Below are 24,206 nucleotides of genomic sequence, written 5' to 3'. Positions count from 1 at the left end.
GCAAGCCCGCTCCCACACACATTCCCGTCGCCCCATCGGCCAGGGGGCTGGCCTCCTACGCGAGCGCGCGTTCGATCACGTCGCGCAGGTCGCGCGACAGTTCGAGCGCGGCGAGGCGCTCGAGTTCCGCGCGCATCTGTGCGCCGCGAACGCTGTCCACCTTCTGCCAGCGCGTCAGCGGCTGGGCCAGGCGGGCGGCGGTCTGCGGGTTCATCGCGTCCAGCTTCTCGACGAAGCCGCCCATGCGGCGGTAGCCCGCGCCGTCTTCCTGGTGGAAATGGCGTTCGTTGCGGGCCATGAACGGCCCCAGCACCGCACGCACCCGGTTCGGGTTGGTCCAGCGGAACCCGGGGTGCTCCAGCAGCGCCTCCAGGCGCTCGAAGCCGCCGGGGACCTGGCTGCCGGCCTGCAGACCGAAGTACTTGTCCAGCACCAGCGGGTCGTCGCGGTAGCGCTGCTCGAAGTCCGTCAGCAGCACCTCGCGGGCCTCGTGATCCAGTTCGTTCACCGCGTTCAGCGCACCCATGCGCATGGTCATGCTGCGCGCCTTCTGGTACTGCGCCAGGGCCTCGGGCACCGCGGCCTGGTCGCGGGCCGCCACACGCAGCGCCAGCAGACGGTTGCGCAGCTGGCGCAGGCCCATCGCCTCGGCGGTGAAGGCACCATTGTCCACGTCGTCCAGCTTCGGCTGGATCTGCTGCATCGCGCCGGTCAGCGGGGCATAGAGGCGCTTCTCCAGGTCGTCGCGCTCCATGCGCAGGCGCACCGGATCGACGCGCTCGAACAACTCGGCCAGCTCGCGCGTGGGCGGCAGCTGCAGGATGGTCGCCAGCAGCACCGGCTCGATCGCCGGATCCTCGATCAGGGCGTGCAGGGCGTGCTCGATGGCGGCCTCCAGCGCGGAGTCGGCGGCGTCGTGCTCGATGCGCGCACGGATGGCGCGACGGAACAGGGTCTGCGCGGCCTCCCAGCGGGCGAAGGCATCATCGTCATGCGCCAGCAGGTGCGCCAGTTCGTCCACGCCCTGGTTGGCGTTCAGGATCACCGGGGCGGAGAAGCCGCGTAGCCAGGAGATCGCGGCCACCTCGGCGGACAGGTCCTCGAAGCAGAAGGTGTGCTCGGCGGCGTCCAGCTCCAGCACCCATTCGTCGCGCGCGGCTTCGTCGCCGTCCCGGCGCGCGCGGATGCGCTGGCCGTCGGCATCGAGAAAGGCCATGCGCACCGGGATCACCACCGGCTCCTTGTGCGCCTGGCCCGGGGTCGGCGGGGTCTCCTGCGCGAGTGTGATACGGGCCGGTCCGCCGGGGCCGTCGAACGCGGTGCCTGCGGTCACATGCGGCGTGCCGGCCTGAGTATACCAGCGCTTGAAACGGGCGAGATCGCGCCCGCTGGCCTCGGCCATCACCGCGACAAAGTCGTCCGTCGTCACGGCCTGACCGTCGAAGCGCTCGAAGTATAGGTCCAGCCCGCGGCGGAAGGCCTCGCGCCCGATCAGGGTGCGCAGCATGCGGATCAGCTCGGCGCCCTTCTCGTAGACGGTCAGGGTGTAGAAGTTGTTGATCTCGGCGTAGTGGTCCGGGCGCACCGGGTGCGCCAGCGGTCCGGCGTCCTCCGGGAACTGGAAGGCGCGCAGCATGGCGACATCGTCGATGCGCTTGACGCCGAACAGGGTGCAGTCGGTGGTGAATTCCTGGTCGCGGAAGACCGTGAGCCCTTCCTTGAGTGACAGCTGGAACCAGTCGCGGCAGGTCACGCGGTTGCCCGACCAGTTATGGAAATACTCGTGGGCGATCACCGACTCGATGGCGACAAAGTCACTGTCGGTGGCGGTGTCGGGGCTGGCGAGCACGTACTTGGCGTTGAACAGGTTCAGCCCCTTGTTCTCCATCGCCCCCATGTTGAAGTCGTCCACCGCGACGATCATGTACACGTCCAGGTCGTATTCGCGGCCGAAGGCCTCCTCGTCATAGCGCATCGCGCGCTTCAGCGACGCCAGCGCGTGGTCGCAGCGATCCGCGTTGTGCGCCTCGACATACAGTTCCAGCGCGACCTCGCGCCCGGACATGGTGGTGAAGGTGTCGCGCTGGCAGGCGAGATCCCCGGCGACCAGCGCAAACAGGTACGACGGCTTGGGGAACGGGTCCTCCCACACCGCGTAGTGGCGCCCGCCATCCAGCTCGCCGGCCTCCACGCGGTTGCCGTTCGCCAGCAGCACTGGGTACTGCGCCCGGTCCGCCTCCAGGCGCACGCGGTAGGTGGTCAGCACATCCGGGCGGTCGGGGAAGAAGGTGATGCGGCGAAAGCCCTCCGGCTCGCACTGGGTGCACAGGTTGCCGCTGGAGGCGTACAGGCCTTCCAGCGCGGTGTTCTGCTCCGGGTGGCAGCGGCTGACGATCTCCAGTCGCGCCGCCTCCGGCAGGCCGTGCAGCAGCAGGCCCTCGGCATCCTGCTCGAGCAGGCCCTCGCCCGGCTCCGCACCATCCACGGTCAGCGACACCAGCTCCACACCATCGCCGTACAGCCGCAGCGCCCCATTCGGCTCCGCCGCCTGCGGGTTGCGCCGCACCGCCATGCGCGTGGTCACCTCGGTGGTCGCCGCGGCCAGGTCAAAGTCCAGCTCCAGGCTCTCCACCACAAACGCCGGCGGCTGGTAATCGCTCAGATAAACCGCCTGGGGACTCGCATCACGCATTCCAAACTCCAGTTCAAAATCAAAATCACTGCAAAAGGTTTAACACGGCGCAACGGTCCCGGCGCCAAACCCGGACGCCAGCGCCGTCATTGCAACGCCCGGGCTCCTCGCGATGATGTGAGACCACCACCGTCATTGCGAGGAGCGCAGCGACGAAGCACAAAAGCGCGAAGCGCGTTGAACGGCCGCAGGCCGGCCCGCAGGGCGAGCGCAGCGAGTAATCTCCCGGCCCGAAACCACCGGGGCCCTCGAATCCACCGCACTGCCAGCCGCAGGAGATTGCTTCACCGCCTTCGGCGCCTCGCAATGACGGCGCCGGGGATCTGGCGCTGCGCGTCCAATCCGTTAGCATACCGCGCATGGAATGGATCGATATCTGCTTCAACCTCACCCACGAATCCTTCAACAAGGAACGCTCCGAGGTCCTCGAGCGCGCCCGCGAGGCCGGCGTCTCCTGGATGCTGATCACCGGCGCCGACGCCCACCAGAGCGAGAAGTGCCTGGAGATCGCCGACCAGTACCCGGACTGCTGCCGCGCCACCCTGGGCGTACACCCGCACCTGGCCAGACAGTGGACCGACGCGATCGCCGCGCGGTTCAGTGACCTCGCCCGCGCGGACGCCAACGTCGTCGCCATGGGCGAGATGGGGCTGGACTACAACCGCGACCACTCGCCGCGCCCGCAGCAGCGCATCGCCTTCGAGGCCCAGCTGGAGCTGGCCGCGGATCTCGGCCTGCCGGTGTTCCTGCACGAGCGCGACGCCCACCACGACTTCGCCCAGATCCTGCGCCGCTGGCGCGACAAGCTGCCGGCCGCCGTGGTGCACTGCTTCACCGGCGAGGCCGACGCCCTGGCCGAATACCTCGACCTCGACTGCCACATCGGCATCACCGGCTGGGTCTGCGACGAACGCCGCGGCACCCACCTGCACCCGCTGGTCCCGCGCATCCCGCGCGGCCGCCTGATGATCGAGACCGACGCGCCCTACCTGCTGCCACGCACCCTGCCCAAGGGCAGCGGCAAGAAGATCGGCAACGGCCGGCGCAACGAACCCGCCTTCCTCCCCCACATTGGCGAATACGTGGCCCAGCTGCGCGACGAGACCCCGGAAGACCTCGCCGCCCACACCACCGCCACCGCCCGCGCCTTCTACAGCCTGCCCGAAACCGCCGACGCCTGAGAGCAGCGATGGTGCCGTTCCTCGAGCGGTGGCGCAGTGAGCAACATCCAGCGCATTGTCATGGCCTGCAAGGGCGCGCAGGATGGTTGGTCCGATAGCGATTCGTGTGAGGAAGTGCGTATGAAGACTTCGGTGATTCTGACGGTGATCGGGCCGGACCGGCCGGGGCTGGTGAGCGCGGTGGCGGCGCGGGCTCGGTCGGCGGGCGGCAACTGGCTGGAAAGCCGGATGACGCAACTGGCCGGACAGTTTGCCGGAGTGGTACTGCTGGAGGTGGATACCGAGAATGCCGACGCGCTGGAGGCCGCGCTGCGCGGGCTGGCAGGCGACTCGCTGCAGGTGCATATCCAGCGCGGCAGCGAGCTGCCCCCGGCGGCGCGGCATCCGGTGGTGCTGGACCTGATCGGGCACGACCGACCGGGGATCGTGCAGGACATCACCGCCGTACTCTCGCGCCACGGCGTGAGTGTCGAGACGCTGGAGACGGCCTGCGAGCCGGGCTCGATGACCGGCGAGCCGATGTTCCGCGCAAAGGCCCGCCTGGGCGTGCCGGAAGGCCTGGACCTGCACACGCTGCAGGACGACCTGGAGGCCCTGGCCAACGAGTTGATGGTCGACCTCGAACTCCACGACCCGCTGCAGGAACCACCCGAGGCCGTAGCCTGACCGCCGCCCGACACAGGTAGGCAACATCCTGCAACCGTAGGGTGCCGTTGAGCGCAGCGAAACGCACCACTCCCCGCTCGGTGCATCCCCCGATGCGATTCGCTTCGCTCATCGCATCCTGCGACGTGGCGACGGGCAGACCCCGTTCCAATCAGGGTGCGGCGCGGTGGCGGCGGGCGGCGTCGAGGCGGCGGACGAAGTCCTGCATCAGGGTGGTGTAGAGGGTCTCGCCGAGGACCTTGTCCTCGATGCCGGCGTCGAGGTTGGGGTTGTCGTTGACCTCGATGACCATCACGCCGCGCGGGGTCTGCTTGAGATCGACGCCATAGAGGCCGTCGCCGATCAGGTTGGCGGCCTTCACGGCCGTCTTGACCACGGCGGCGGGCACGTCCGCCAGTGCCAGGGTGCGGAAGCCGCCCTCGCGCGGGCCACCCTTGGCGTCGTGATTGACGATCTGCCAGTGCTTGCGCGACATCAGGTACTGCGAGGCATACAGCGGCTGGCGGTTGAGCACGCCGATGCGCCAGTCGAACTCGGTGTAGACAAACTCCTGGGCGAGGATCAGATCGCTCTCCTTCAAGAGGCGTCGGGCGATGGATTCCAGCTCGGCGCGGTCGTTCGCCTTGAACACCCCGCGCGAGAAGCTGCCGTCCGGGATCTTGAGCACCACGGGATAGCCGATCTGTTCCTCCGCGCGCAGGATGGTCTCGCGGGTGAGGATCACGGTCTTTGGCGTCGGCACGCGATGGGCGGCCAGGCGCTCAGCCAGATAGACCTTGTTGGTGCAGCGCAGGATGGAGTCGGCATCGTCGATTACCACCATGCCCTCGGCCTCGGCCTTGCGCGCGAAGCGATAGGTGTAGTGGTCGATGGCGGTGGTCTCGCGGATGAACAGGGCGTCGAACTCCGCCAGTCGTGGCAGATCGCGCGCCTGGATCAGCTCGACATCCATCCCCTGTTCCTGCCCGGCGCGGGCGAAGCGCTTGAGCGTGGCCGGCGTGGACGGGGCCATCGCCTCGTCCGGGTTGTGCAGGATGGCCAGCTCGTAGCGCGCGCTGCGTGCCCCGCGGCGGCGGCGCCAGGGTTTGGAGAGGTAGCGCTCCAGCGCGGCGAAGAAGGCCGGCTCCTGCTCGGGTTCCAGCGCGTTCAGCGCGAACGAGCGAAGGGCGTGGATCTGCCAGCGTCCCTGCAGCCGGAACTCCACCCGGAACATCGGCGCGGGGAACAGGGCGAACAGCTGGCCGGCGATCTCCTGCAGCGCCGGCTCGTCGCACTGGCCGAACAGCACGGTCAGCTCCAGGCGCTCGGGCTGCGCGCCCTGGCGGCTGCGGCCCAGAACGCGTGCCACGCGCTCGTCCAGTTCCTCGGTATCCAGGCTGTAGATGGACTTGCGCGACAGGTCCTGCAGGGTGCGTACGCTGGGGATCACCCGGTGCCCGCGCGCCTCCGCCAGCAGCGAGCCGTAGTACCCGGCGGACAGGTAACGCTGGCTGCGGCACAGGTTGATCACACGCAGGTTGGCCGGGTCGTCGGCAGCGGGGCCACGCAGGTAGTCGTCAATAGCCATGACCGGAAGGTCGGGGAAGTGCGACTTCCAGTCCGCCCGGCGCTCGACCAGGATGCGGTGCTCAGGCATGCGCGCCCTCCGCCGTACGGCGCGGGCCGACGATCACCGCCGCCTGCAGCCCCGCGCGGCCGTAGCGCGCCATGCGCTCGAAGTCCGCACGCGCGATCGGCATGTTCACCGAGTCCACCGCGCGCCCCCCTTGCTCCACGTCCACGAACGGGTCATGCACGTAGACAAAGCGCTCGTCGAAGCCCGTCACCGTGACCCAGTGCGGGAAGCGCTCGGCATACAGCCGCACGCTGCTGATCAGCACCACCGGCACCCCGCCCTCGGCAAAGCGCGCCTCCAGCTGGGATACGTTCACCGGACCGTGCACCACCGGCACCCCCAGCTGTTCCAGCTCCTCGACCATGTCCTCCTGCACCAGCTGCATCACCTCCTTCTTCTCCGCGCTGCGCACGGAATCCGCGAACGCCACGCCGCGATCGCGCACCAGCAGTTCCACCTCGAACCCGCGATGGGCCGCGGCCAGCGCGAGCCCGTACGGCCCGCAGCCGCCGTGGCCCGAGGTCATAAAAATCGTGGTGGCGTCGCGCCACAGGCGCAGCTCCAAGCGCCGGTCCAGCTTCAGCGCCGGGTCCACCGTGCGCATCGCCATCATCAGCGCGGCCGGGCCGCAGGTGAACTCCAGCGTCTGCGCATAGTAGGGCGCGCGTACCAGCGCCGGATCGGGGCCGATCGCCAGCGACTTCTGCAGCCGCAGCGCATCCATGTGGTCCTCGTAGTAGTCGTCGATGGTGCCGAAGTCGCGATAGCCGAGCCCGCGGAACAGGGCCAGGCTGGCCGCATTGTCGCGCCGCACCTCCAAGCGCAGATCGGTCCGCCCGTGCTGGCGCGCCGCGTCTTCCGCCGCCTCCACCAGACGCCGTCCCAGCCCCTGGCCGCGCGCCCGCGCGCTGACCGCAATCGAGTACAGCCGCGCCAGCGACGTACCGCGGCTGAACAGCAGCATCACGTAGCCGAGCAAGCCCTCCCCGCCGGCATCCTCCGCCACCAGCGTGACCGCATGCCCACGCGTGAGCAGGTAGCGAAATTGCCGCCGCGAGATGCGATCGATCTCGAACGCCGCATCTTCCAGCGCGACTAGCGCCTCCAGATCCTCCACCGTGGCCGGACGGATCAAGGGCGATTCTGCGGCGGGCGCGACCCGTTGCTTGACCTGCTGGCTCACGCTCCTCTCCCGGCGGCGGACCGATCTCCATCGTAGCGCAACCACCGGGCGCCAATAGCCCGCTCCAGCAGGAATATTTGCCGACGGCAAGACCCCGGCTAACGCAGTGCCCTGGCCAGTTCGTCCAGGCTGCCGATGGTGGCCGTGGGCTCCCCACCCCAGGGGTCGAACAGCCGCTGCCGCGCCCGGTCGAGCCAGACCGTACGCATGGCCGCAGCCTGCGCACCGATCACGTCGAAGGGGTTGCCTGAAACCAGCCATGCCTGCTGGGGCAGCACATTCGCCCTCTGCAGGAAATGCCGGTACACGCGCGGGTCCGGCTTGAAGCAGCCGATCTCGTCCACGCTGACGAGATCCTCGAAGCGATCCTCCAGGCCGGCGTTCCGCAACAGCCCGCTGACCGTCTCAGCCGTCCCGTTGGAGAACGCAAACAGGCGGTGTCCGTCCGCGCGCAGCTCGTCCAGGGCCGGCCCTGCATCGGCGAAGGCCGGGAGCTCTCGGTAGCACCGCAACAACTCCGCCTCCTGCTCCGCTTCGAGCGCGATACCCAGTGCCTCGCAGCAGTACCGCAGCGCCTGCTCAGTGCAGGTATCGAAATCCGCGTACGCCCCCATCAGCCCGCGCCGGAAGGTGTACTCCAGCTGCTTCTCGCGCCAGGCACGTGCCAGCACCGGTGCCCGCTCGCCAATCCACCCTTCGAGCGTCGCCGTAACCCCCTGGGTATCGATCAGCGTCCCGTACACATCAAACGCCAGCGTCTGCCGCATAGCCCCTCCCGGATGTAACCACCAAACCGCCATCTCGCACTACCGGCCGCAAGATGCCAGTATGAGAATTCCGCTTGCGCCGGTCATCGCCCCCAGCGATACCAGGAAGATGGTGACATGAAGATCAAAGACCTTATTGACGAAGCCGAGTCCCTGCCCGTGGAAGAGCGCGCTCTGGTGGTCGATTCCCTCCTGCGCAGCCTGAACCCGCCCGATGCGGGCGTGGACCGCAAATGGGCGGAGGTCTCGCGGAAGCGCCTGGAAGAGATCCGCTCGGGCACAGTCGAAGCGATTCCGGGCGAACAGGTCTTCGAGAGGATATGGAGCCGGTTTGAACGATGAGTTTTCGCTTTCACCCGGAAGCGGAGCAAGAACTCACCGAGGCCGTTCAGTACTACGAAGAAATCGAGCCCCGCCTCGGGAACGATTTTGCAGTTGAAGTGTTTGCAGCGGTGCAACGCGCCATCGCCTACCCGCGTGCCTGGACCGTTCTGGAGGGCGAAGTGCGGCGCTCATTCGTGAAGCGGTTTCCGTATGGGGTTCTCTACGCAGAAGAGGACGGGGCATCCTGATTCTCGCGGTCATGCACCTGCACCGCCACCCGGATTACTGGAAGGAACGCACACGGGAAGGCTGATGACTGCCCCCCAGACAGCGGCAGCCATGCGGCTGGCCAAGGATCTGGACATGCGGGTACGACACGGCACACTGAGTGCGATGTCCCGTCAATCGAAGCACTGGAGTCGTCGATGAGCATGCAGGAGACCATTACCCGGAAGCTGGAGGAGCGCTTTGCGCCCGAGCATCTGGAGGTGGTGAACGAGAGCCACATGCACAACGTGCCGCCGGGCTCGGAGTCGCATTTCAAGGTGACGGTGGTGTCCGAGGCCTTTCGCGACCAGAAGCTGATCGCGCGGCACCGGCTGGTGAACCAGGCCCTGGCCGACGAGCTGGCCGGCGGCATCCACGCCCTGGCGCTGCACACGCTGGACCCGGACCAGTGGTTCGAGCGCGCCGGCAAGGTCGCCGACTCCCCGCCCTGCATGGGTGGCGACGGCGGCAAGGCCTGATCCCTTGCCGCTAACCGAGATCCCCGCGCCCGAATCGGCCGTCGACCACATCCTGCGCGCCCGGCTGGAAGCGCCGGGGCTGATGGACCTGCTCGGCCAGATTGAGGCCAACCTGAACCCGGCGGCCAGCCACCCGCCGCTGCCGGGCGTATCCGAGCACCTGGGGCCGGACCGCCACATCGTGCTGTGGCTGATCGACGGCTTCGCCACCCGCTATCGCCGCCACACGCCGCTGCTGGGAGCGGACTACGTGACGGACCTCGAGACCGTGTTCCCCAGCACAACGGCCACCGCGATCACCAGCATCCTCACCGGCCGCCACCCCGCGCAGCACGGACTGCTGGGCTGGCATACCCGACTGGCAGCGGCGGAACGCACCCTCACCGTACTGATGGGCCAGGAACGCGATGGCGAGGACCGCGCGGCTACGCTCGGCTACCGCGAACTGACCGGCCGCGTGCAGCCAGACCGCCTGGTCGACCGGCTCGGCTGCCACACGACCATGATCGGCCCGGACTGGATCGGCGGCACACCGTACAACCGCATGATGAACGGCTCCGCCGCGTTCATCGGCTTCGAGGACCTGTCCGAACTGCCGGCGCGGGTGGCCGCGCACGTGAACGCGACCCCGGGGCCGCATTTCACCTACGTCTATTGGTCGGAGCTCGACCACCTGGGCCACGCCTACGGCCCGGAGAGCCCGGAGGTGGAGCGTCACCTGAAGCAACTGGACCTGGCCTACACCGCGACCTGCGCGCAGATCCAGCGCCCGGAGAGCGTGTTCCTGACCACCGCCGACCACGGCATGCGCACCATGGAGCGCCGGCTGGACCTGCGCGAGCACCCGGCGGTGCAGGCCTGCCTGCGCCACCGCCTGACCGGCGAGCCACGTGCCGCCATCGCCCACGTGCGGGAGGGCCTCAATACGGAGTTTCGCCGCGCGCTGCACGCGGCCTTCGGTGAGGACGTGGCCGCAATCCCCGCCGCCGACTGGCTGGGGCACGGCACACTGGGCCTTCCGCCTGGGCATAACCGTGAGCACCCCGAGCTGCGGGCACGCGCCGGCGACTACCTGCTGCTGCCCGCGGAGGACGCCTACCTGGTGGACCCGCCGGACGACGACGAGGGGCCGTTCTTCGTCGGCGCCCACGGCGGACTGTCCCCCGAGGAGCGGCATATTCCCCTGTTTCTTCGGAATATCGGCCAGTCGCGGTAAACTGCCGGGTTCTGTGCCGGTCAAACGGGCTGGCGCTGGCTGAAACAAGACTGTCCCGAGATCCCATGAACGACACCGCCGACCAGACCTACAACAATGCCGCCCAGCACCTGATCGAGCTGGCGAACCGGCTTGCCGATGACGGCCAGGCCGCTGAAACCGGCGATGTCGCCGACGGCCTGCTGGCCGGTGCCGTGCACTTCTGGCTGTACAGCCGCCAGCCCTGCGGCGATCCGTTGTGCGAAGACTGCGCCCCGTTCGCGGACGCCGAGAGCCGTCTGGCCATGCTGCACGAGCTGATCGACGAGCTGGCGCGCGACAGCGACTACTTCCACGCCACCACCGACACCACCGTCGGCCACGCCTGACCCGCTACGCCCGAACCGATGCCGGTCACGCCCTTTCGCCCCGCGACCGATACCTGGTTCGGCGAGGCCTTCGGGCAGGCGACCGCGATCCAGTCGCGCGGCTGGCCCGCGATCCGGGCCGGCCACCACTGCCTGCTGATCGCCCCCACCGGCAGCGGCAAGACCCTCGCCGCGTTCCTCAGCGCCATTGACCGCCTGACCGGCGAGCCCGCACCGGATGCCCGTCACGGCTACTCGGTGCTGTACATCTCGCCGCTGAAGGCGCTGGCCACCGACATCGAACGCAACCTGCGCGCCCCGCTGACCGGCATCGCGCAGACCGCCGCGCGTCTGGGCCAGACCGTAGGCGAGAGCGCAAGCGAGCCGGTGGTACACATCCGCACCGGCGACACCCCGCAGGCCGAGCGTCGCGCCCAGGCCCGCGAACCCGGCGACATCCTGGTGACCACCCCCGAGTCGCTGTACCTGCTGCTGGGCTCGAAGGCCGCCGAGAACCTCGAGTCAGTGCACACGGTGATCATCGACGAGGTACATGCGCTGGCCGGCAACAAGCGCGGCGCGCATCTCGCCCTGTCGCTGGAACGCCTGGCCGAGCGCTGCGGCGAGGACCCCCAGCGCATCGGGCTGTCCGCCACCGTGCACCCGGTGGAGGTGGCGCGCGGCTTCCTCGGCGGTGATCGCGAGGTGGAGGTGATCGACGCCGCCGAGCCACCGCGCCTCGACTTGGAGATCCTCGCCCCCGAGGAACCACCCGCCGAGCACGCACCCGCCACCGTCGAGGGCCCGGATACGACGAGCCCCTCAGCCGGCCCGATCCCGTCCGGCTCCATCCTCGGCGCGGTCTACGGCCAGGGCACCGGGCAGCTCCCCACCGCTGGCGGCGACCGCGCCGCACGCCTGGAGCCGCGCCTGCTGGCCGCGATCCTGGAGCACCGCTCCACCATCGTGTTCGTGAACAGCCGCGGGCTGTGCGAGCGCCTGGTCCAGCGCATCAACGAGGCCTGGCGCGAACAACAGCCGGAGGATGCCGAACCGGTGGAGGACCTGGTCGCCGCCCACCACGGCAGCGTGTCCCACGAGCGCCGCGCCGAGATCGAGGGCCGGCTGAAGACCGGGCGCCTGCGCGGCATCGTCGCGACCAGCTCGCTGGAGCTGGGCATCGACATGGGCGCGGTGGACCTGGTGATCATGGTCGAATCCCCCGGCGCGGTCGCGCGCGGGCTGCAGCGCGCCGGGCGTGCCGGGCACGGCGTGGGCCAGGTCTCGCGCTCGCTGCTGCTGCCGCGCTTTCGCGGCGACCTGCTCGAATGCGCGGTGATCGGCGAGCGCATGCAGGCCGGCGCGCTGGAACCGATCCACGCCCCGCACAACCCGCTGGACGTGCTGGCCCAGCAGCTCGTCGCGATGGTCTGCGAACGCCCGCGCACGGTGGACGAGCTGCATGCGCTGGTCCGCCGCGCCGCGCCCTGGCGCGAGCTGTCACGGCCGCTGCTCGAGGCCACGCTGGACATGCTCTCCGGCCATTATCCCAGCACCGACTTTGCCGACCTGCGCCCCTGGCTCGCCTGGGACCGCGCCCGCGACGAGCTGACCCCGCGCCGGGGAGCGGCTCTCGCCGCGCGCCTGAACGCCGGGACCATCCCGGACCGCGGGCTGTACGGCGTGCACGTCGGCGAGGGCGGGCCGCGCATCGGCGAACTGGACGAGGAGATGGTGTTCGAGCTGAAGACCGGCGAGAACGTGACCCTGGGCGCCAGCACCTGGCATGTGGAGGCGATCACCCGCGACCGCGTGCTGGTCTCCCCCGCCCCCGGCGAGGTCGGCAAGCTCCCGTTCTGGCATGGCGACGGCCCCGGCCGCCCGATCCAGCTCGGGCAGGCCATCGGCGCCGCCACCGAGCGGCTGGCACGCATGGGCCGCGCCGAGCGCACGGCCTGGCTCAGGGAACACGCGCCACTGTCGGAGGCGGCGGTGGAGGCCCTCTGCGACTACATCGACGAGCAGCGCGAGGCCACCGGGCAGCTGCCATCCGACCAGCGCATTGTGGTCGAGCGCTTCCGCGACGAGGTCGGCGACTGGCGCGTCTGCATCCTGACCCCGTTCGGCGCGCGCGTGCACGCCCCCTGGGCGCTGGCCCTGCAGGGCGCACTGACCAGCCGCTCCGGCTTCGAGGTGCAGGTGATGTACACCGACGACGGCATCGTGCTGCGCCTGGCCGACAGCGAGGACCTGCCCGAGCTGGACGCCTTGTTCCCCGACCCGGAGGAGCTGGAGGAGGCGGTCACCCGCGAGCTGGGCCACTCCACCCTGTTCGCCAGCGCCTTTCGCGAGAACGCGGCGCGCGCCCTGCTGCTGGTGCGCAACCGCCCCGGCCAGCGCACCCCGCTGTGGGCGCAGCGCCTGAAGTCGCAGCAGCTGCTGGCCTCAGTGCGCGAGTACGCGAGCTTCCCGGTGGTGCTGGAGACCTACCGCCAGGTGCTGGCCGACGTATTCGATCTGGACGCGCTTCGCCAGATCCTGCGCGGTGTGCAGGAGCGGCGCATCCGCGTGCACGAGGTGGAGACGCCGCAGGCCTCGCCGTTCGCCCGCAGCCTGGTGTTCGCCTATGTCGCGGCCTACATCTACGAGCAGGACGCGCCGATGGCCGAGCGCAAGGCCCAGGCGCTGACGCTCGACCGCGGCATGCTGGCCGAACTGCTGGGCCAGGCCGAACTGCGCGAGCTGATCGACCCCGCGGCCCTGGCCGAGCTGGAGGCCGAGCTGGCGCACGCCACCGAGACGACCCGGGTGCCCGACGCCGACGCCCTGCACGACCTGCTGCGCCGGCGCGGGGACCTGACCCCGGACGAGGTCGCGGCCGCCTGCGCCGAGGCGCCGGGGCCGTGGCTGGAACAGCTCACCCGATCCCTGCGCGCGGTGGAGGTACGCATCGCCGGCGCGCCGCGCTGGATCGCCTCCGAGGACGCCGCGCTGTACCGCGATGCCCTTGGCGTGGTGCCCCCGCCCGGCCTGCCTGCCGCTTTCCTGGAACCGCCGCAGCGTCCGCTGGAACAGCTGCTGCGCCGCTACGCCCGCACCCGCGGCCCGTTCCGCGTCGAGGACCTGGGCGCACGCTATGGCCTCGCGCCGGGCGCCCTGCTGCCGGCGCTCGAGAGCCTGGAACGTGCCGGCGTGCTGCTGCGCGGCGAGATCCGCCCTCAGGGCACGGGCGAGGACTGGTGCGAACTGGACATCCTGCGGCGGCTGAAGCGCCGCACCCTGGCGCGGCTGCGCGACGAGGCGGCCGCAGTGGATGCCCGTGCGCTCGGCCGCTTCCTGCCCGCCTGGCAGGGCCTGACCGAGCCCGGCCGCGGAGCCGGCGCCCTGCGCGACACGCTGACGCAACTGGAGGGCATCGCCCTGCCCTGGTCCGCCTGGACCGCCCACGTACTGCCGATGCGGGTGCGCGACTTCTCGCTGGATGCGCTCGACCGCATCACCGCCTCCGGGGAGTTCGTCTGGGTGGGCAGTGGTGCGCTGGGCCAGCGCGACGGGCGCGTCCGCTTCCTGCGCCGCGAACAAGCGATGGTGCTGCTGGAGCCGGAGGCCGATGCCGCGGATACCCCGGCCAGCGACGAGCCGCTGGCGCAGGCGATCCTCGAGGCCCTGGACCGGCGCGGCGCCTGCTTCTACCTGGAGCTGGAACGCGCGGCCCTCAGCGCACAGCCGGACGCCCGCCAGGACGCGATCGAGGCCGCGATCTGGGACCTGGTCTGGGCCGGGCAGATCACCAACGACACCTTCGCGCCACTGCGCAGCCTGGGCCAGCGCAAGACGTCCGCGCGTGGCCGACGGCGACCGGGACAGGGTCTGGCCGGTGGGCGCTGGTCACGGGTCGCCGAGCTGATCGACCCCGGCGTGTCGCTGACCGAACGCGCCCGCGAACAGGCCGAAAACCTGCTGGCCCGGTACGGCGTGGTCAGCCGCGAGATGGCCCGCGGAGAGGGCCTGCCGGGCGGCTTCGGGCGCGTGTATCCCGTCTACCGCGCGATGGAGGACGCCGGCAAGCTGCGCCGCGGCCACTTCGTCGAGGGCCTGACCGGCGCGCAGTTCGCCCGCGCCGGCGCAGTGGACCGCCTGCGCGCCCTGGAACGCGCGGCCGACGACACCCCCGAACCGCAGTGGCTGGCGAGCGTCGACCCCGCCAGCCCCTGGGGCCAGCTCCTGCCCTGGCCGCAGCCGCCGGAAGCGGCCGAGGGCCGCCTGCGCCGCGTCGCCGGGGCGCTGGTCGCACTGGCAGGGGGCCAGCCGCTGCTGTACCTGGCCGCCTCCGGCCGCCAGCTGTTCGTCTGGGAGACCATCCCCGGCATCGACACCGGCGAGGCCCACGCGGCCCTCGTCACCGAGGCGATCCGCCAGCTCGCCGGGAGCCGCTGGCTGCCGAAGCGCCGCGGCGTGACCATCGAGAGCATCAACGGCGAACCGGCGCGCCAGTCGCCGTTCGCCCCCGCCCTGCGCGCCGGCGGTGCGCTGGGCGAGGTCCGCGGCCTGCGCCTGGAGCCACCCGCCGGCCGCCGCTAACCCACCTGGCAGCGTGAAGGGCCGGGAAGGGCTTTTCACCAAAGAGGGCACAGAGGACACGGAGAAGTTCGGGTCGCGGTTAACAGGAAGACGAGAAGGCTGGAAGGAGAGCTTCGGGGGTGTGGCCGATTGGGCGGCATCCCGCCGCAGGGCGGCATTCACATGCCCCCCAGCCAGTAGGAGCCTGCTCGCAGGCGAAGCCCCTGCCCACGGTGGTGCGACCCGGAAAGTGTCAGGTGGAGAGGGCCTGCCCCAGCGCGGCGAGGAAGGCGTCGTTTTCGTCGGGGCGGCCGACGGTGACGCGCAGGCAGTCGGCGAGCAGGGGATGCGCGCGGCCGACGTCCTTGATCAGGATGCCGGCGTCTCGCAGGGCCGCGAAGGTCGCATGCCCGTGTCCCTCGCGCACCCGGAACAGGATGAAGTTCGCCTGGCTCGGGAACACGTATTCGATGCCGTCAATCGCCGCGAGTGCGTTCGACAGACGGCCACGTTCCTCGATGATCCCCCGCGCCTGGGCATCCAGTGCCTCGCGATGCTCCAGGGCGAAGGCGACGGAGCGCTGGGTCAGGGTGTTGATGTTGTACGGCAGACGCAGCCGGTCCAGCGCGTCGATCCAGGCCGGGGTGCCGGCCAGATAGCCGAGCCGAGCGCCGGCCAGCCCCAGCTTGGAGACCGTGCGCATCACCATCAGGCCGTCATCCGCGCCGACCCGCGCGAGGAAGCTGTGAGCGGCGAACGGGGCATAGGCCTCATCGACCACGGTAACCCCCGGATTCGCGTCGACGACCGCCTCCACCGTCGCGGCGTTGTCCAGCGTCCCGGTGGGGTTGTTGGGGTAGGCCAGGAACACCACGGCCGGGTTGTGCTCGGCCATCGCCGCGCGCATCGCCGCAAGGTCCAGGGTGAAGTCCGCGTTCAGGGGCACACCAACGAACGGTACGCCCAGCGCCCGGGCCAGCACGCCGTACATCACGAAGGTCGGTTCGGGCGCCAGCACCGGTCGACCAGACCCGGCGATCGCCGTGATCAGGATCTGGATTAGCTCGTCGGAGCCGTTGCCGAACATCAGCCCGGCGGCCTCGGGCACGCCGTGGGCGGCGCGCACCTGCCCGGCCAGGCCCAGCGCCTGGGCATCCGGGTAGCGATTCAGTTGCGGGTCGCGCAGGGCCTCCAGCCAGGCGTCTTCCAGCGCGCCGGGCCAGGGGTGCGGGTTCTCCATCGCGTCCAGCTTGATCAGGCCGGTGGCATCGGCCACCTGATAGGCCGGCTGCGCCAAGACCTCCGGGCGCATCAGGGCGTCCGGGGTTCGTGTCGAGCGTGCGGTCATCGACTGCGCAGTTCGGCGGAACGCGCGTGCGCGGTCAGGCCCTCGCCGTGCGCCAGCGCGGCGGCGGTCGTGCCGAGCTTCGCCGCGCCCGCGGCCGAGCAGTGGATGATGCTGGAGCGCTTCTGGAAGTCGTACACCCCCAGCGGCGAGGAGAAGCGCGCGGTACGCGAGGTCGGCAACACGTGGTTGGGCCCGGCGCAGTAGTCGCCCAGGGCCTCGGAGGTGTAGCGGCCCATGAAGATCGCGCCGGCGTGACGCAGGCCGGCGTCCAGCATGGCCTGCGGATCGGCCACGGACAGCTCCAGGTGTTCCGGGGCGATGCGGTTGGCAACGGCAACGGCCTCGGCCGAGTCGCGTACCTTCACCAGCGCCCCGCGCTTGTCGAGGCTGGTGCGGATGATCTCGGCGCGCGGCATCTCGGCCAGCAGGCGGTCCATGGCCTCGGCGACGCGGTCGAGGAAGGCCGCGTCCCAGGACAGCAGGATGGACTGGGCCTGTTCGTCATGCTCGGCCTGCGAGAACAGGTCGGCCGCGATCCAGTCCGGGTCGGTCTCGCCGTCGCAGACCACCAGGATCTCCGACGGGCCGGCGATCATGTCGATGCCGACCGTGCCGAACACCTCGCGCTTGGCCGCCGCCACGAAGATGTTGCCGGGGCCGACGATCTTGTCCACCGCCGGGATGGTATCGGTGCCATAGGCCAAGGCCGCCACGGCCTGGGCACCGCCCACGGTGAACACGCGATCCACCCCGGCCACGGCGGCGGCGGCCAGCACCAGATCGTTCAATTCGCCGCCCGGGGCGGGCACGACCATCACCAGCAGCTCGACGCCGGCGACCTTCGCCGGGACCGCGTTCATCAGCACGGAGGACGGGTAGGCCGCCTTGCCACCGGGCACATAAAGGCCGACGGAATCCAGCGCGGTCACGCGCTGACCGAGGACCGTGCCGTCTTCGTCGGTGAAGTCCCAGTCCTGCATCTTCTGGTGTTCGGCGTACTGGCGGATGCGCGCGGCGGCGGTCTCCAATGCCGAGCGCTGCTCCGGCGGGATCGACTCCAACGCGGCCCGCAGGCGCTCGTGCGGGATCTCCAGGTCCGCGACCGCAGGGCGATCGAGGCGATCGAATTTGGCGGTGTAGCGCAGCACGGCCGCGTCACCCTCGGCGCGCACGGCCCCCAGGATCTCGTCCACCGCATCGCGTACGCCGGTGTCGGCAACGGACTCCCAGGACAGCAGGTGCTCCAGGGCCTGGTCGAAATCGGGCTGCTGGGTATCGAGTCGGGCAATGGAGGGCATGGCGTATTCCTCGGTTCAGACGGGCACGGACGTCTTGTCAGGCAGGCACGGGCGTCTTGCGGCGGGCCCGCACGGCCTCGGCCAGCAGGCGCAGGGTGGCCTCGCTGTCGTCCCAGCCCATGCAGGCATCGGTAATGCTCTGGCCGTATTTCAGCGGCTTGCCGGGCAGGATGTCCTGGCGGCCGCCGGTCAGGTGGCTCTCCAGCATCACACCCATGATGCGTCGGTCACCGCCGGCGATCTGTTCGCCCAGCACCCGTGCCACCTCGACCTGCTGTTGCGGGTCCTTGCGGCTGTTCGCGTGGCTGCAGTCGACCATCACCATCTCCGGCAGCTCGGCCATGCGCAGCTCCTTGCAGGCCTGTTCGATGCTCTCGGCATCGTAGTTCGGCTGCTTGCCGCCGCGCAGGATGATGTGACAGTCGTCGTTGCCGGTGGTGGAAAAGATCGCCGAGCGACCGGCCTTGGTCACCGACAGGAAGTGGTGCGGGCGCGAGGCGGAGCGGATCGCGTCGATCGCCACCCGCAGGCTGCCGTCGGTGGAGTTCTTGAAGCCCACCGGGCAGGACAGGCCGGAGGCCAGTTCGCGGTGCACCTGGCTCTCGGTGGTGCGAGCGCCGATCGCGCCCCAGGCGACCAGGTCCGCGATGTACTGCGGGCTGATCAGGTCGAGGTATTCGGTAGCCGCCGGCATGCCCTTGACCGCCAGATCGCGCAGCAGCCCGCGCGCCACGCGCAGGCCCTTGTTGATGTGGAAGCTGCCGTCCAGGTCCGGGTCGTTGATCAGGCCCTTCCAGCCGACCGTGGTGCGCGGCTTCTCGAAATACACCCGCATCACGATGTGCAGGGCATCGGAGAGTTCCTCGCGCAGGGTCTTCAGGTGATCGGCATAGTCCAGCGCGGCATCCACGTCGTGGATCGAGCAGGGGCCGACGATCACCTGCAGGCGATCGTCCTCGCCGTGCAGGATGCGATGGCAGGCCTGGCGTGCCTCGAACACGGTGTCGGCGGCCGCATCGGTGATCGGCAGCTCCTCGCGGACGGTGTCCGGGGCGGACACCTCCTGGATTTCGCGGATTCGGAGGTCGTCGGTATCGGCGGTCATGGTGTTCTCGGTTACGTCGTCGCGGGCGTGACGGCCTCCCGCAGGCCCTCGATGAGATTTTGAATGGTTCTATGTCGCATCTTCATGGCTGCCTGGTTCACGATCAACCGGGAACTGATAGGGGTAATCAGTTCCAGCGGCTCCAGGCCATTGGCCTTGAGGGTGTTCCCGGTATCGACCAGGTCCACGATGTAGTCGGCCAGACCGACCAGCGGCGCCAGTTCCATCGAGCCGTAGAGCTTGATGATCTCGACCTGACGGCCCTGCTGGGCGAAATAGTTCTGCGTGATGTTCACGAACTTGGTGGCGATGCGCAGGCGCTGCTGCGGGTCCGGCTGCTGGCCCGGGCGCCCGGCCAGCATCAGGCGACACTGGGCGATATGCAGGTCCAGCGGCTCGTACAGCCCCGCGGCCCCGTGCTCCATCAGGACATCCTTGCCGGCCACGCCAATGGATGCCGCGCCGTGCTGCACATAGGTGGGCACGTCGGTCGCGCGCACCACCACGATCTTCACGTCCTCGCGGTTGGTGTCGAGGATCAGCTTGCGCGTCTTGTCCGGATCCTCCAGCAGTTCAATCCCGGCGCTGGCCAGCAGCGGCAGGGTGTCCTTGAGGATACGGCCCTTGGACAGGGCGATGGTCAGGGCGTTGGGATCCATCATGGGTCAGGCGTTCGTCCGGTTCCGTGTGAGTCGCGTATCAGACCGGCTCGCGACGGATGGTCGCGCCGATCTGGCTCAGTTTTTCCTCGATGCACTCGTAGCCGCGGTCGATATGGTAGATGCGGTCCACCTCGGTCTCGCCCTCGGCCACCAGGCCGGCGATGATCAGGCTGGCCGAGGCCCGCAGGTCGGTCGCCATCACCGGCGCGCCGACCAGCCGTTCCACACCCTCGACGATCGCGGTATTGCCCTCGATCGTGATGTGCGCGCCCATGCGTTGCAGCTCCAGCGCGTGCATGAAGCGGTTCTCGAAGACCGTCTCCACCACCGAGCCGGTGCCCTCGGCGACCGTGTTCAGCACCATCATCTGGGCCTGCATGTCGGTCGGGAAGGCCGGGAACGGCGCGGTACGCAGGTTCACCGCCTTCGGCCGGCGGCCTTCCATGTCCAGTTCGATCCAGTCGGGCCCGGTATCCACGCGGGCACCGGCCTCGACCAGCTTGGCCAGGACCGCGTCCAGCAACTCCGGGCGGGTATTGCGGCAGCGCACGCGCCCGCGGGTCACGGCCGCCGCGACCAGGAACGTGCCAGTCTCGATCCGGTCCGGCATCACGTCGTATTCGCAGCCGTGCAGGCGTTCCACACCCTGCACCCGGATGGTGTCGGTGCCGGCGCCCTGGATCTTCGCCCCCATCGCCGTCAGGCAGTCCGCCAGATCGATCACTTCCGGCTCGCGCGCGGCGTTCTCGATCAGAGTCTCGCCCTCGGCCAGGGTCGCGGCCATCAGCAGGTTCTCGGTACCGGTCACGGTGACCTGGTCGAACACCACCCGCGCGCCCTTCAGGCGATCCGCGCGCGCATGGATGTAGCCGCCGTCGACATCGATTTCGGCGCCCAGGGCCTCGAGGCCACGCAGGTGCAGATTCACCGGCCGCGAGCCAATCGCACAGCCACCCGGGAGCGACACCTCGGCCTCGCCGAAGCGCGCCAGCAACGGCCCCAGCACCAGGATGGAGGCGCGCATGGTCTTCACCAGATCGTACGGCGCCACGCACTGGGTCAGCGTGGTCGGGTCGACCTCGATGCGCATGCGCTCGTTGACCGTCAGGCTTACGCCCATGCGCCCGAGCAGCTCCATGGTCGTGGTGACGTCCTGCAGGTGCGGGACGTTGCCAATGGTCATCGGCCCGTCCGCCAGCAGGGTGGCGGACAGGATCGGCAACACGGCGTTCTTGGCCCCGGAGATCCAGACCTGACCCTCGAGTCGGCCGCCTCCGGTGATGATCAGCTTGTCCATGGGGTGCCCGGATTCACCGCCGGACCGATCATGGCCCGGCGAAACGCGCCATGATAACGAATCCGCGCGGCACTCGCCCGTTCACCCGGGTCAGGCCACGGAACGGGCCGCGGAGTCGGTAATGATCGCCTCCAGGTCATACAACCCCAGCAACGGCCGGAGCCCGTCGGGCAGGGGTTCGAAGACCAGCGTGCGGCCCTGCTCCCGTGCCCGGCGCCAGAGGATGACGAGGAAGGCCACGCCGGCGCTGTCGATGCGTCCGGCCCGGGACAGATCCACCCGTGCATGCTCCGGCAGGTGCGCCATCAGCCCGCGCGCCCGGGCCTCCAGCCCGGAGACAGTGGCGAAGGTCAGCGGCCCACTGACGACCAGGCCACCGTCATCGGCCCGGATCTGTGCATCGCTCACGGGTTGCCGGCCCCGTTGTCCTGGATGGCATCGCCCACCGCGTCCTCGACCAGACTCTCGTCCCCGTCTTCCAGGCGCTCGATCAGGGCGTCCAGACCGTCGCGGTTGATCTCCTCGTTGAATCGGGTGCGGAAGTTGCCCACGAAGCTGAGCCCCTCGGCCTCGACATCGAAGACCTTCCATTCGCCGTTCACCGGGCGCAGCCGGTAGTTCACCTGGATGTTCGACTGGCCGGATCCCATCACCACCTCGGTGGCCACCACCGCCATGCGCTCGTCCTGGCGCGAGCGGCGCTCGATCACGCGCACATCCTTGTCCAGATGGTCGGCCAGTTGCACCCCGTAGGCCTGCAGCAGCGTGTTCTTGAAGGCCTCGGTAAACCGGCTTTGCTGCTCGCTGCTGGCATCCCGCCAGTGGCGCGCCAGGACCAGCCGGGCCATGCCATTGACGTCCACGCCCGGCAGGATCTTGTCCTCGATGACACCGATCACGAAGTCGGGATCCTCCTGCGCACGCGACTCGTTGGCGCGCAGCTCCTCGTACACCGCGTCGATGGACTGCTGGATGATCTCGGCGGGATTGTCGGCCTGGGCCGGCGCCGCCAGCAGCAGGACCATCAGCCCCAGCGGCAGGCTCCACATATAGTCACGCAACCGTGTCATGTCTCTTGCTCCGGGTTTGGGCGAATCAGTCACTACCCATGTTGGTCATGAAACGACCAATGAGGTTCTCCAGCACCAGGGCCGACTGGGTAAACATCAGCTCGTCGCCGTCCTGCAGGGTTTCGTAGTCGCCGCCCGGCTCCAGGGCGATGTACTGCTCGCCCAGCAGCCCCGCGGTATGGATGGCCGCCTGCGTATCCATCGGCAGATAGTCGTGCTCCGAGCGGATGGCGAGGGTCACCTCGGCGCGGAAGCGCTCCGGATCGTAGCGGATATCCGCGACCCGGCCGATGCGCACACCCGAGACCGTGACCGGGGCCCGGGTCTTGAGCCCGCCGATGTTGTCGAAGTAGCCAGTCACCGTGTAGGTGTCGCGGTCGTGGTAGTCGGTCACGTTGCTGACCTGGACCGCCAGGTAGAACAGCGCCCCGATGCCCAGCAGTACGAAGACACCCACTGCCAGTTCGAAGAAACGTACCTTCATATTGCCACCCTAGGGAAATACTGGTTGGTCAACCCGCGCCGAACATCAGCCCGGTCAGGATGAAATCGAGGCCCAGCACCGCCAGCGACGCGACCACCACCGTTTGCGTGGTCGCGCGCGAGATGCCCTCGGAGGTCGGCTGCGCGTTGAAGCCCTGGAACACCGCGATCCAGGTCACCACGAAGCCGAACACGATGCTCTTGATCACGCCGGACAGCACATCCTCGTTCCAGTCGGTCACCGACTGCATCTGCGAGAAATAGGCGCCGCTGTCCACGCCCAGCAGCCCCACCCCGACGATATAGCCACCCATCACCCCTACGGCGCTGAAGATCGCGGCCAGCAGCGGCATGGAGAGGAACCCGGCGACAAAGCGTGGCGCGAAGATCCGGCGATAGGGATTCACCGCCATCATCTCCATCGCCGAGAGCTGCTCGGTCGTCTTCATCAGGCCCAGCTCTGCGGTCAGCGCCGAGCCGGCGCGGCCGGCGAACAGCAGCGCGGTGACCACCGGCCCCAGTTCGCGCACCAGCGACAGCGCCACCACCCCGCCCAGGGCCTCGGCCGCGCCGAAGTTCACCAGCGTGATGTAGCCCTGATACCCGAGCACCATGCCGACGAACAGCCCCGACACGATGATGATCAGCAGCGAGCGCACGCCCACCGAATACACCTGGGCGAGTGTCAGGCCGAACCGACGGATGACGATATCGAGGCTCGCCAGCACCCGCATCAGGAAGACGAAGGCGCGACCGAACACCACCAGGGCGTTGATCGTGGTCCGGCCCAGCGAGGCAATCGCGTCAGTCATCGCGGCGCTCCCCCTGCCCCAGCAGGTCGTCGCGATAGGACGCGCCCGGATAGTGGAACGGCACCGGCCCGTCCGGGCGGCCCTGCAGGAACTGCGCGCTCCAGTCGGAGGCGCGCGCCTCCAGCTCGTCCGGCGGCCCGGCATCCACCACCCGGCCATTGGCGATCAGCACCACATGGTCGGAGATCGCCATGGCCTCCGCCACATCGTGCGAAACCAGCACGCTGGTGAGCCCCAGGCTCTCGTTGGTCTGGCGAATCAGGCTGACGATCTGGCCCATGGTGATCGGATCAAGCCCGGTGAACGGTTCGTCGTAGAGGATCAGGTCCGGGTCCAGCGCGATGGCCCGCGCCAGGGCGACGCGCCGGGCCATGCCCCCGGACAGCGAGGCCGGGTCCAGCTCGCGCGCCGCGCGCAGACCCACCGCCTCCAGCTTCAGCAGCACCAGTGCGTGCAGCACATCCTCCGGCAGATCGGTGTGCTCGCGCAGCGGGAAGGCGACGTTCTCGAATACGGAAAGGTCGGTCAGCAGCGCGCCGCTCTGGAACAGCATGCCCATGCGCTTGCGCAGGGCGTACAGGCGGCGGGTGGAGAGCTTCGCCACCTCCTGGCCATCCACCCAGATGCGCCCCGCGTCCGGGCGCAGCTGTCCGCCGATCAGGCGCAGCAGGGTCGTCTTGCCGCTGCCGCTGGGGCCCATCACGGTCGTCACCTGCCCGCGCGGGATACGCATCGACAAGTCGTCGAAGACCACCTTGCGCCCGCGCCGGAAACGCAGGTTCTCGATCACGATATGCGGACTGTCTGCCACTGCCGGGTCAGCCACGCGCGCTC

At 69.4% G+C, this 24,206-nt stretch carries 21 protein-coding genes and 1 pseudogene; 8 read left to right on the top strand and 14 right to left on the bottom strand.

The genetic code is table 11. The annotated features are described in order from the left end of the window. Positions 1–55 precede the first annotated feature (55 nt). Positions 56–2,692, bottom strand: coding sequence for an aminopeptidase N (pepN, locus tag F614_RS0109075; RefSeq protein ID WP_019558746.1), 2,637 nt, complete (start codon positions 2,690–2,692; stop codon positions 56–58). A 359-nt stretch (positions 2,693–3,051) separates the two neighbouring features. Here pepN and F614_RS0109070 point away from each other — a divergent pair, with 359 nt between their 5' ends. Both F614_RS0109070 and F614_RS0109065 read left to right on the top strand, forming a co-directional pair. After that, positions 3,052–3,873, top strand: a complete 822-nt coding sequence (locus F614_RS0109070) for a TatD family hydrolase (protein ID WP_018881401.1) — start codon at positions 3,052–3,054, stop codon at positions 3,871–3,873. A gap of 120 nt (positions 3,874–3,993) precedes the next feature. Continuing rightward, positions 3,994–4,539, top strand: a complete 546-nt coding sequence (locus tag F614_RS0109065) for a glycine cleavage system protein R (protein WP_018876500.1) — start codon at positions 3,994–3,996, stop codon at positions 4,537–4,539. A gap of 151 nt (positions 4,540–4,690) precedes the next feature. On the opposite strand, the gene F614_RS0109060 is transcribed toward F614_RS0109065, so the two are convergent. From F614_RS0109060 to F614_RS0109050, 3 genes are all read right to left on the bottom strand, one after another. Continuing rightward, a complete protein-coding gene (locus F614_RS0109060) occupies positions 4,691–6,175 on the bottom strand; it encodes a RimK family protein (RefSeq protein ID WP_018881402.1) in 1,485 nt (494 codons plus the stop codon). Beyond that, on the bottom strand, positions 6,168–7,337 hold the full coding sequence (locus F614_RS0109055) for a GNAT family N-acetyltransferase/peptidase C39 family protein (RefSeq protein ID WP_018881403.1): 1,170 nt from the start codon (positions 7,335–7,337) through the stop codon (positions 6,168–6,170). Before F614_RS0109055 ends, F614_RS0109060 begins: the two co-directional genes overlap by 8 nt. 98 nt (positions 7,338–7,435) lie before the next feature. After that, entirely contained in the window at positions 7,436–8,104 is a 669-nt protein-coding gene (locus F614_RS0109050) for a haloacid dehalogenase type II (RefSeq protein ID WP_018880001.1), read from the bottom strand. Positions 8,105–8,221: 117 nt separating this feature from the next. Between F614_RS0109050 and F614_RS0109045 the strand changes: the two genes are divergently transcribed. From F614_RS0109045 to F614_RS0109020, 6 genes and pseudogenes are all read left to right on the top strand, one after another. Next, a complete protein-coding gene (locus F614_RS0109045) occupies positions 8,222–8,446 on the top strand; it encodes an addiction module protein (protein ID WP_018138966.1) in 225 nt (74 codons plus the stop codon). Further along, positions 8,443–8,741 (top strand): annotated as a pseudogene (locus tag F614_RS13980) (type II toxin-antitoxin system RelE/ParE family toxin). Before F614_RS0109045 ends, F614_RS13980 begins: the two are co-directional and overlap by 4 nt. 112 nt (positions 8,742–8,853) lie before the next feature. Then, on the top strand, positions 8,854–9,174 hold the full coding sequence (locus F614_RS0109035) for a BolA family transcriptional regulator (RefSeq protein ID WP_017925236.1): 321 nt from the start codon (positions 8,854–8,856) through the stop codon (positions 9,172–9,174). 82 nt (positions 9,175–9,256) lie between these two features. Further along, positions 9,257–10,390, top strand: a complete 1,134-nt coding sequence (locus tag F614_RS0109030; protein ID WP_231378044.1) for an alkaline phosphatase family protein — start codon at positions 9,257–9,259, stop codon at positions 10,388–10,390. A 65-nt stretch (positions 10,391–10,455) separates the two neighbouring features. Further along, positions 10,456–10,758: a hypothetical protein gene (locus F614_RS0109025; RefSeq protein ID WP_018862566.1), complete on the top strand. Its 303-nt coding sequence runs from the start codon at positions 10,456–10,458 to the stop codon at positions 10,756–10,758. An 18-nt stretch (positions 10,759–10,776) separates the two neighbouring features. After that, the gene (locus F614_RS0109020; protein WP_019558744.1) at positions 10,777–15,318 is read left to right on the top strand and encodes a DEAD/DEAH box helicase; all 4,542 of its coding nucleotides are present in this window, start codon (positions 10,777–10,779) and stop codon (positions 15,316–15,318) included. Between the two features lie 232 nt (positions 15,319–15,550). Here the strand turns inward: F614_RS0109020 and hisC are convergent, their stop codons facing one another. The 10 genes from hisC to F614_RS0108970 all read right to left on the bottom strand — a co-directional run bounded on the left by hisC (position 15,551) and on the right by F614_RS0108970 (position 24,198). Beyond that, the gene (gene hisC, locus F614_RS0109015) at positions 15,551–16,645 is read right to left on the bottom strand and encodes a histidinol-phosphate transaminase (RefSeq protein WP_026329840.1); all 1,095 of its coding nucleotides are present in this window, start codon (positions 16,643–16,645) and stop codon (positions 15,551–15,553) included. Then, the gene (hisD, locus tag F614_RS0109010; RefSeq protein ID WP_019558742.1) at positions 16,642–17,943 is read right to left on the bottom strand and encodes a histidinol dehydrogenase; all 1,302 of its coding nucleotides are present in this window, start codon (positions 17,941–17,943) and stop codon (positions 16,642–16,644) included. The genes hisC and hisD overlap by 4 nt, the downstream gene beginning before the upstream one ends. A gap of 37 nt (positions 17,944–17,980) precedes the next feature. Next, entirely contained in the window at positions 17,981–19,048 is a 1,068-nt protein-coding gene (locus F614_RS0109005) for a 3-deoxy-7-phosphoheptulonate synthase (protein ID WP_018878139.1), read from the bottom strand. An 11-nt stretch (positions 19,049–19,059) separates the two neighbouring features. Beyond that, a complete protein-coding gene (gene hisG, locus F614_RS0109000) occupies positions 19,060–19,710 on the bottom strand; it encodes an ATP phosphoribosyltransferase (protein ID WP_017942743.1) in 651 nt (216 codons plus the stop codon). A gap of 37 nt (positions 19,711–19,747) precedes the next feature. Then, a complete protein-coding gene (murA, locus tag F614_RS0108995) occupies positions 19,748–21,007 on the bottom strand; it encodes a UDP-N-acetylglucosamine 1-carboxyvinyltransferase (protein WP_017942742.1) in 1,260 nt (419 codons plus the stop codon). Positions 21,008–21,097: 90 nt separating this feature from the next. After that, entirely contained in the window at positions 21,098–21,415 is a 318-nt protein-coding gene (locus F614_RS0108990; protein ID WP_018865613.1) for a lipid asymmetry maintenance protein MlaB, read from the bottom strand. After that, on the bottom strand, positions 21,412–22,056 hold the full coding sequence (locus F614_RS0108985; protein ID WP_018865612.1) for an ABC transporter substrate-binding protein: 645 nt from the start codon (positions 22,054–22,056) through the stop codon (positions 21,412–21,414). Before F614_RS0108985 ends, F614_RS0108990 begins: the two co-directional genes overlap by 4 nt. A 46-nt stretch (positions 22,057–22,102) precedes the next feature. Beyond that, positions 22,103–22,561, bottom strand: a complete 459-nt coding sequence (gene mlaD / locus F614_RS0108980) for an outer membrane lipid asymmetry maintenance protein MlaD (RefSeq protein WP_017942739.1) — start codon at positions 22,559–22,561, stop codon at positions 22,103–22,105. Positions 22,562–22,589: 28 nt separating this feature from the next. Then, positions 22,590–23,372: a lipid asymmetry maintenance ABC transporter permease subunit MlaE gene (mlaE, locus tag F614_RS0108975; RefSeq protein WP_018876513.1), complete on the bottom strand. Its 783-nt coding sequence runs from the start codon at positions 23,370–23,372 to the stop codon at positions 22,590–22,592. Then, entirely contained in the window at positions 23,365–24,198 is an 834-nt protein-coding gene (locus tag F614_RS0108970; RefSeq protein WP_026143123.1) for an ABC transporter ATP-binding protein, read from the bottom strand. The genes mlaE and F614_RS0108970 overlap by 8 nt, the downstream gene beginning before the upstream one ends. Positions 24,199–24,206: the final 8 nt, after the last annotated feature.

The organism is Thioalkalivibrio sp. ALE12 (genome assembly GCF_000381105.1).
Taxonomy (GTDB): Bacteria; Pseudomonadota; Gammaproteobacteria; order Ectothiorhodospirales; family Ectothiorhodospiraceae; genus Thioalkalivibrio.
The sequence above is the reverse complement of the archived record's forward strand: the minus strand, read 5'-3'. Positions and strand labels throughout refer to the sequence as shown.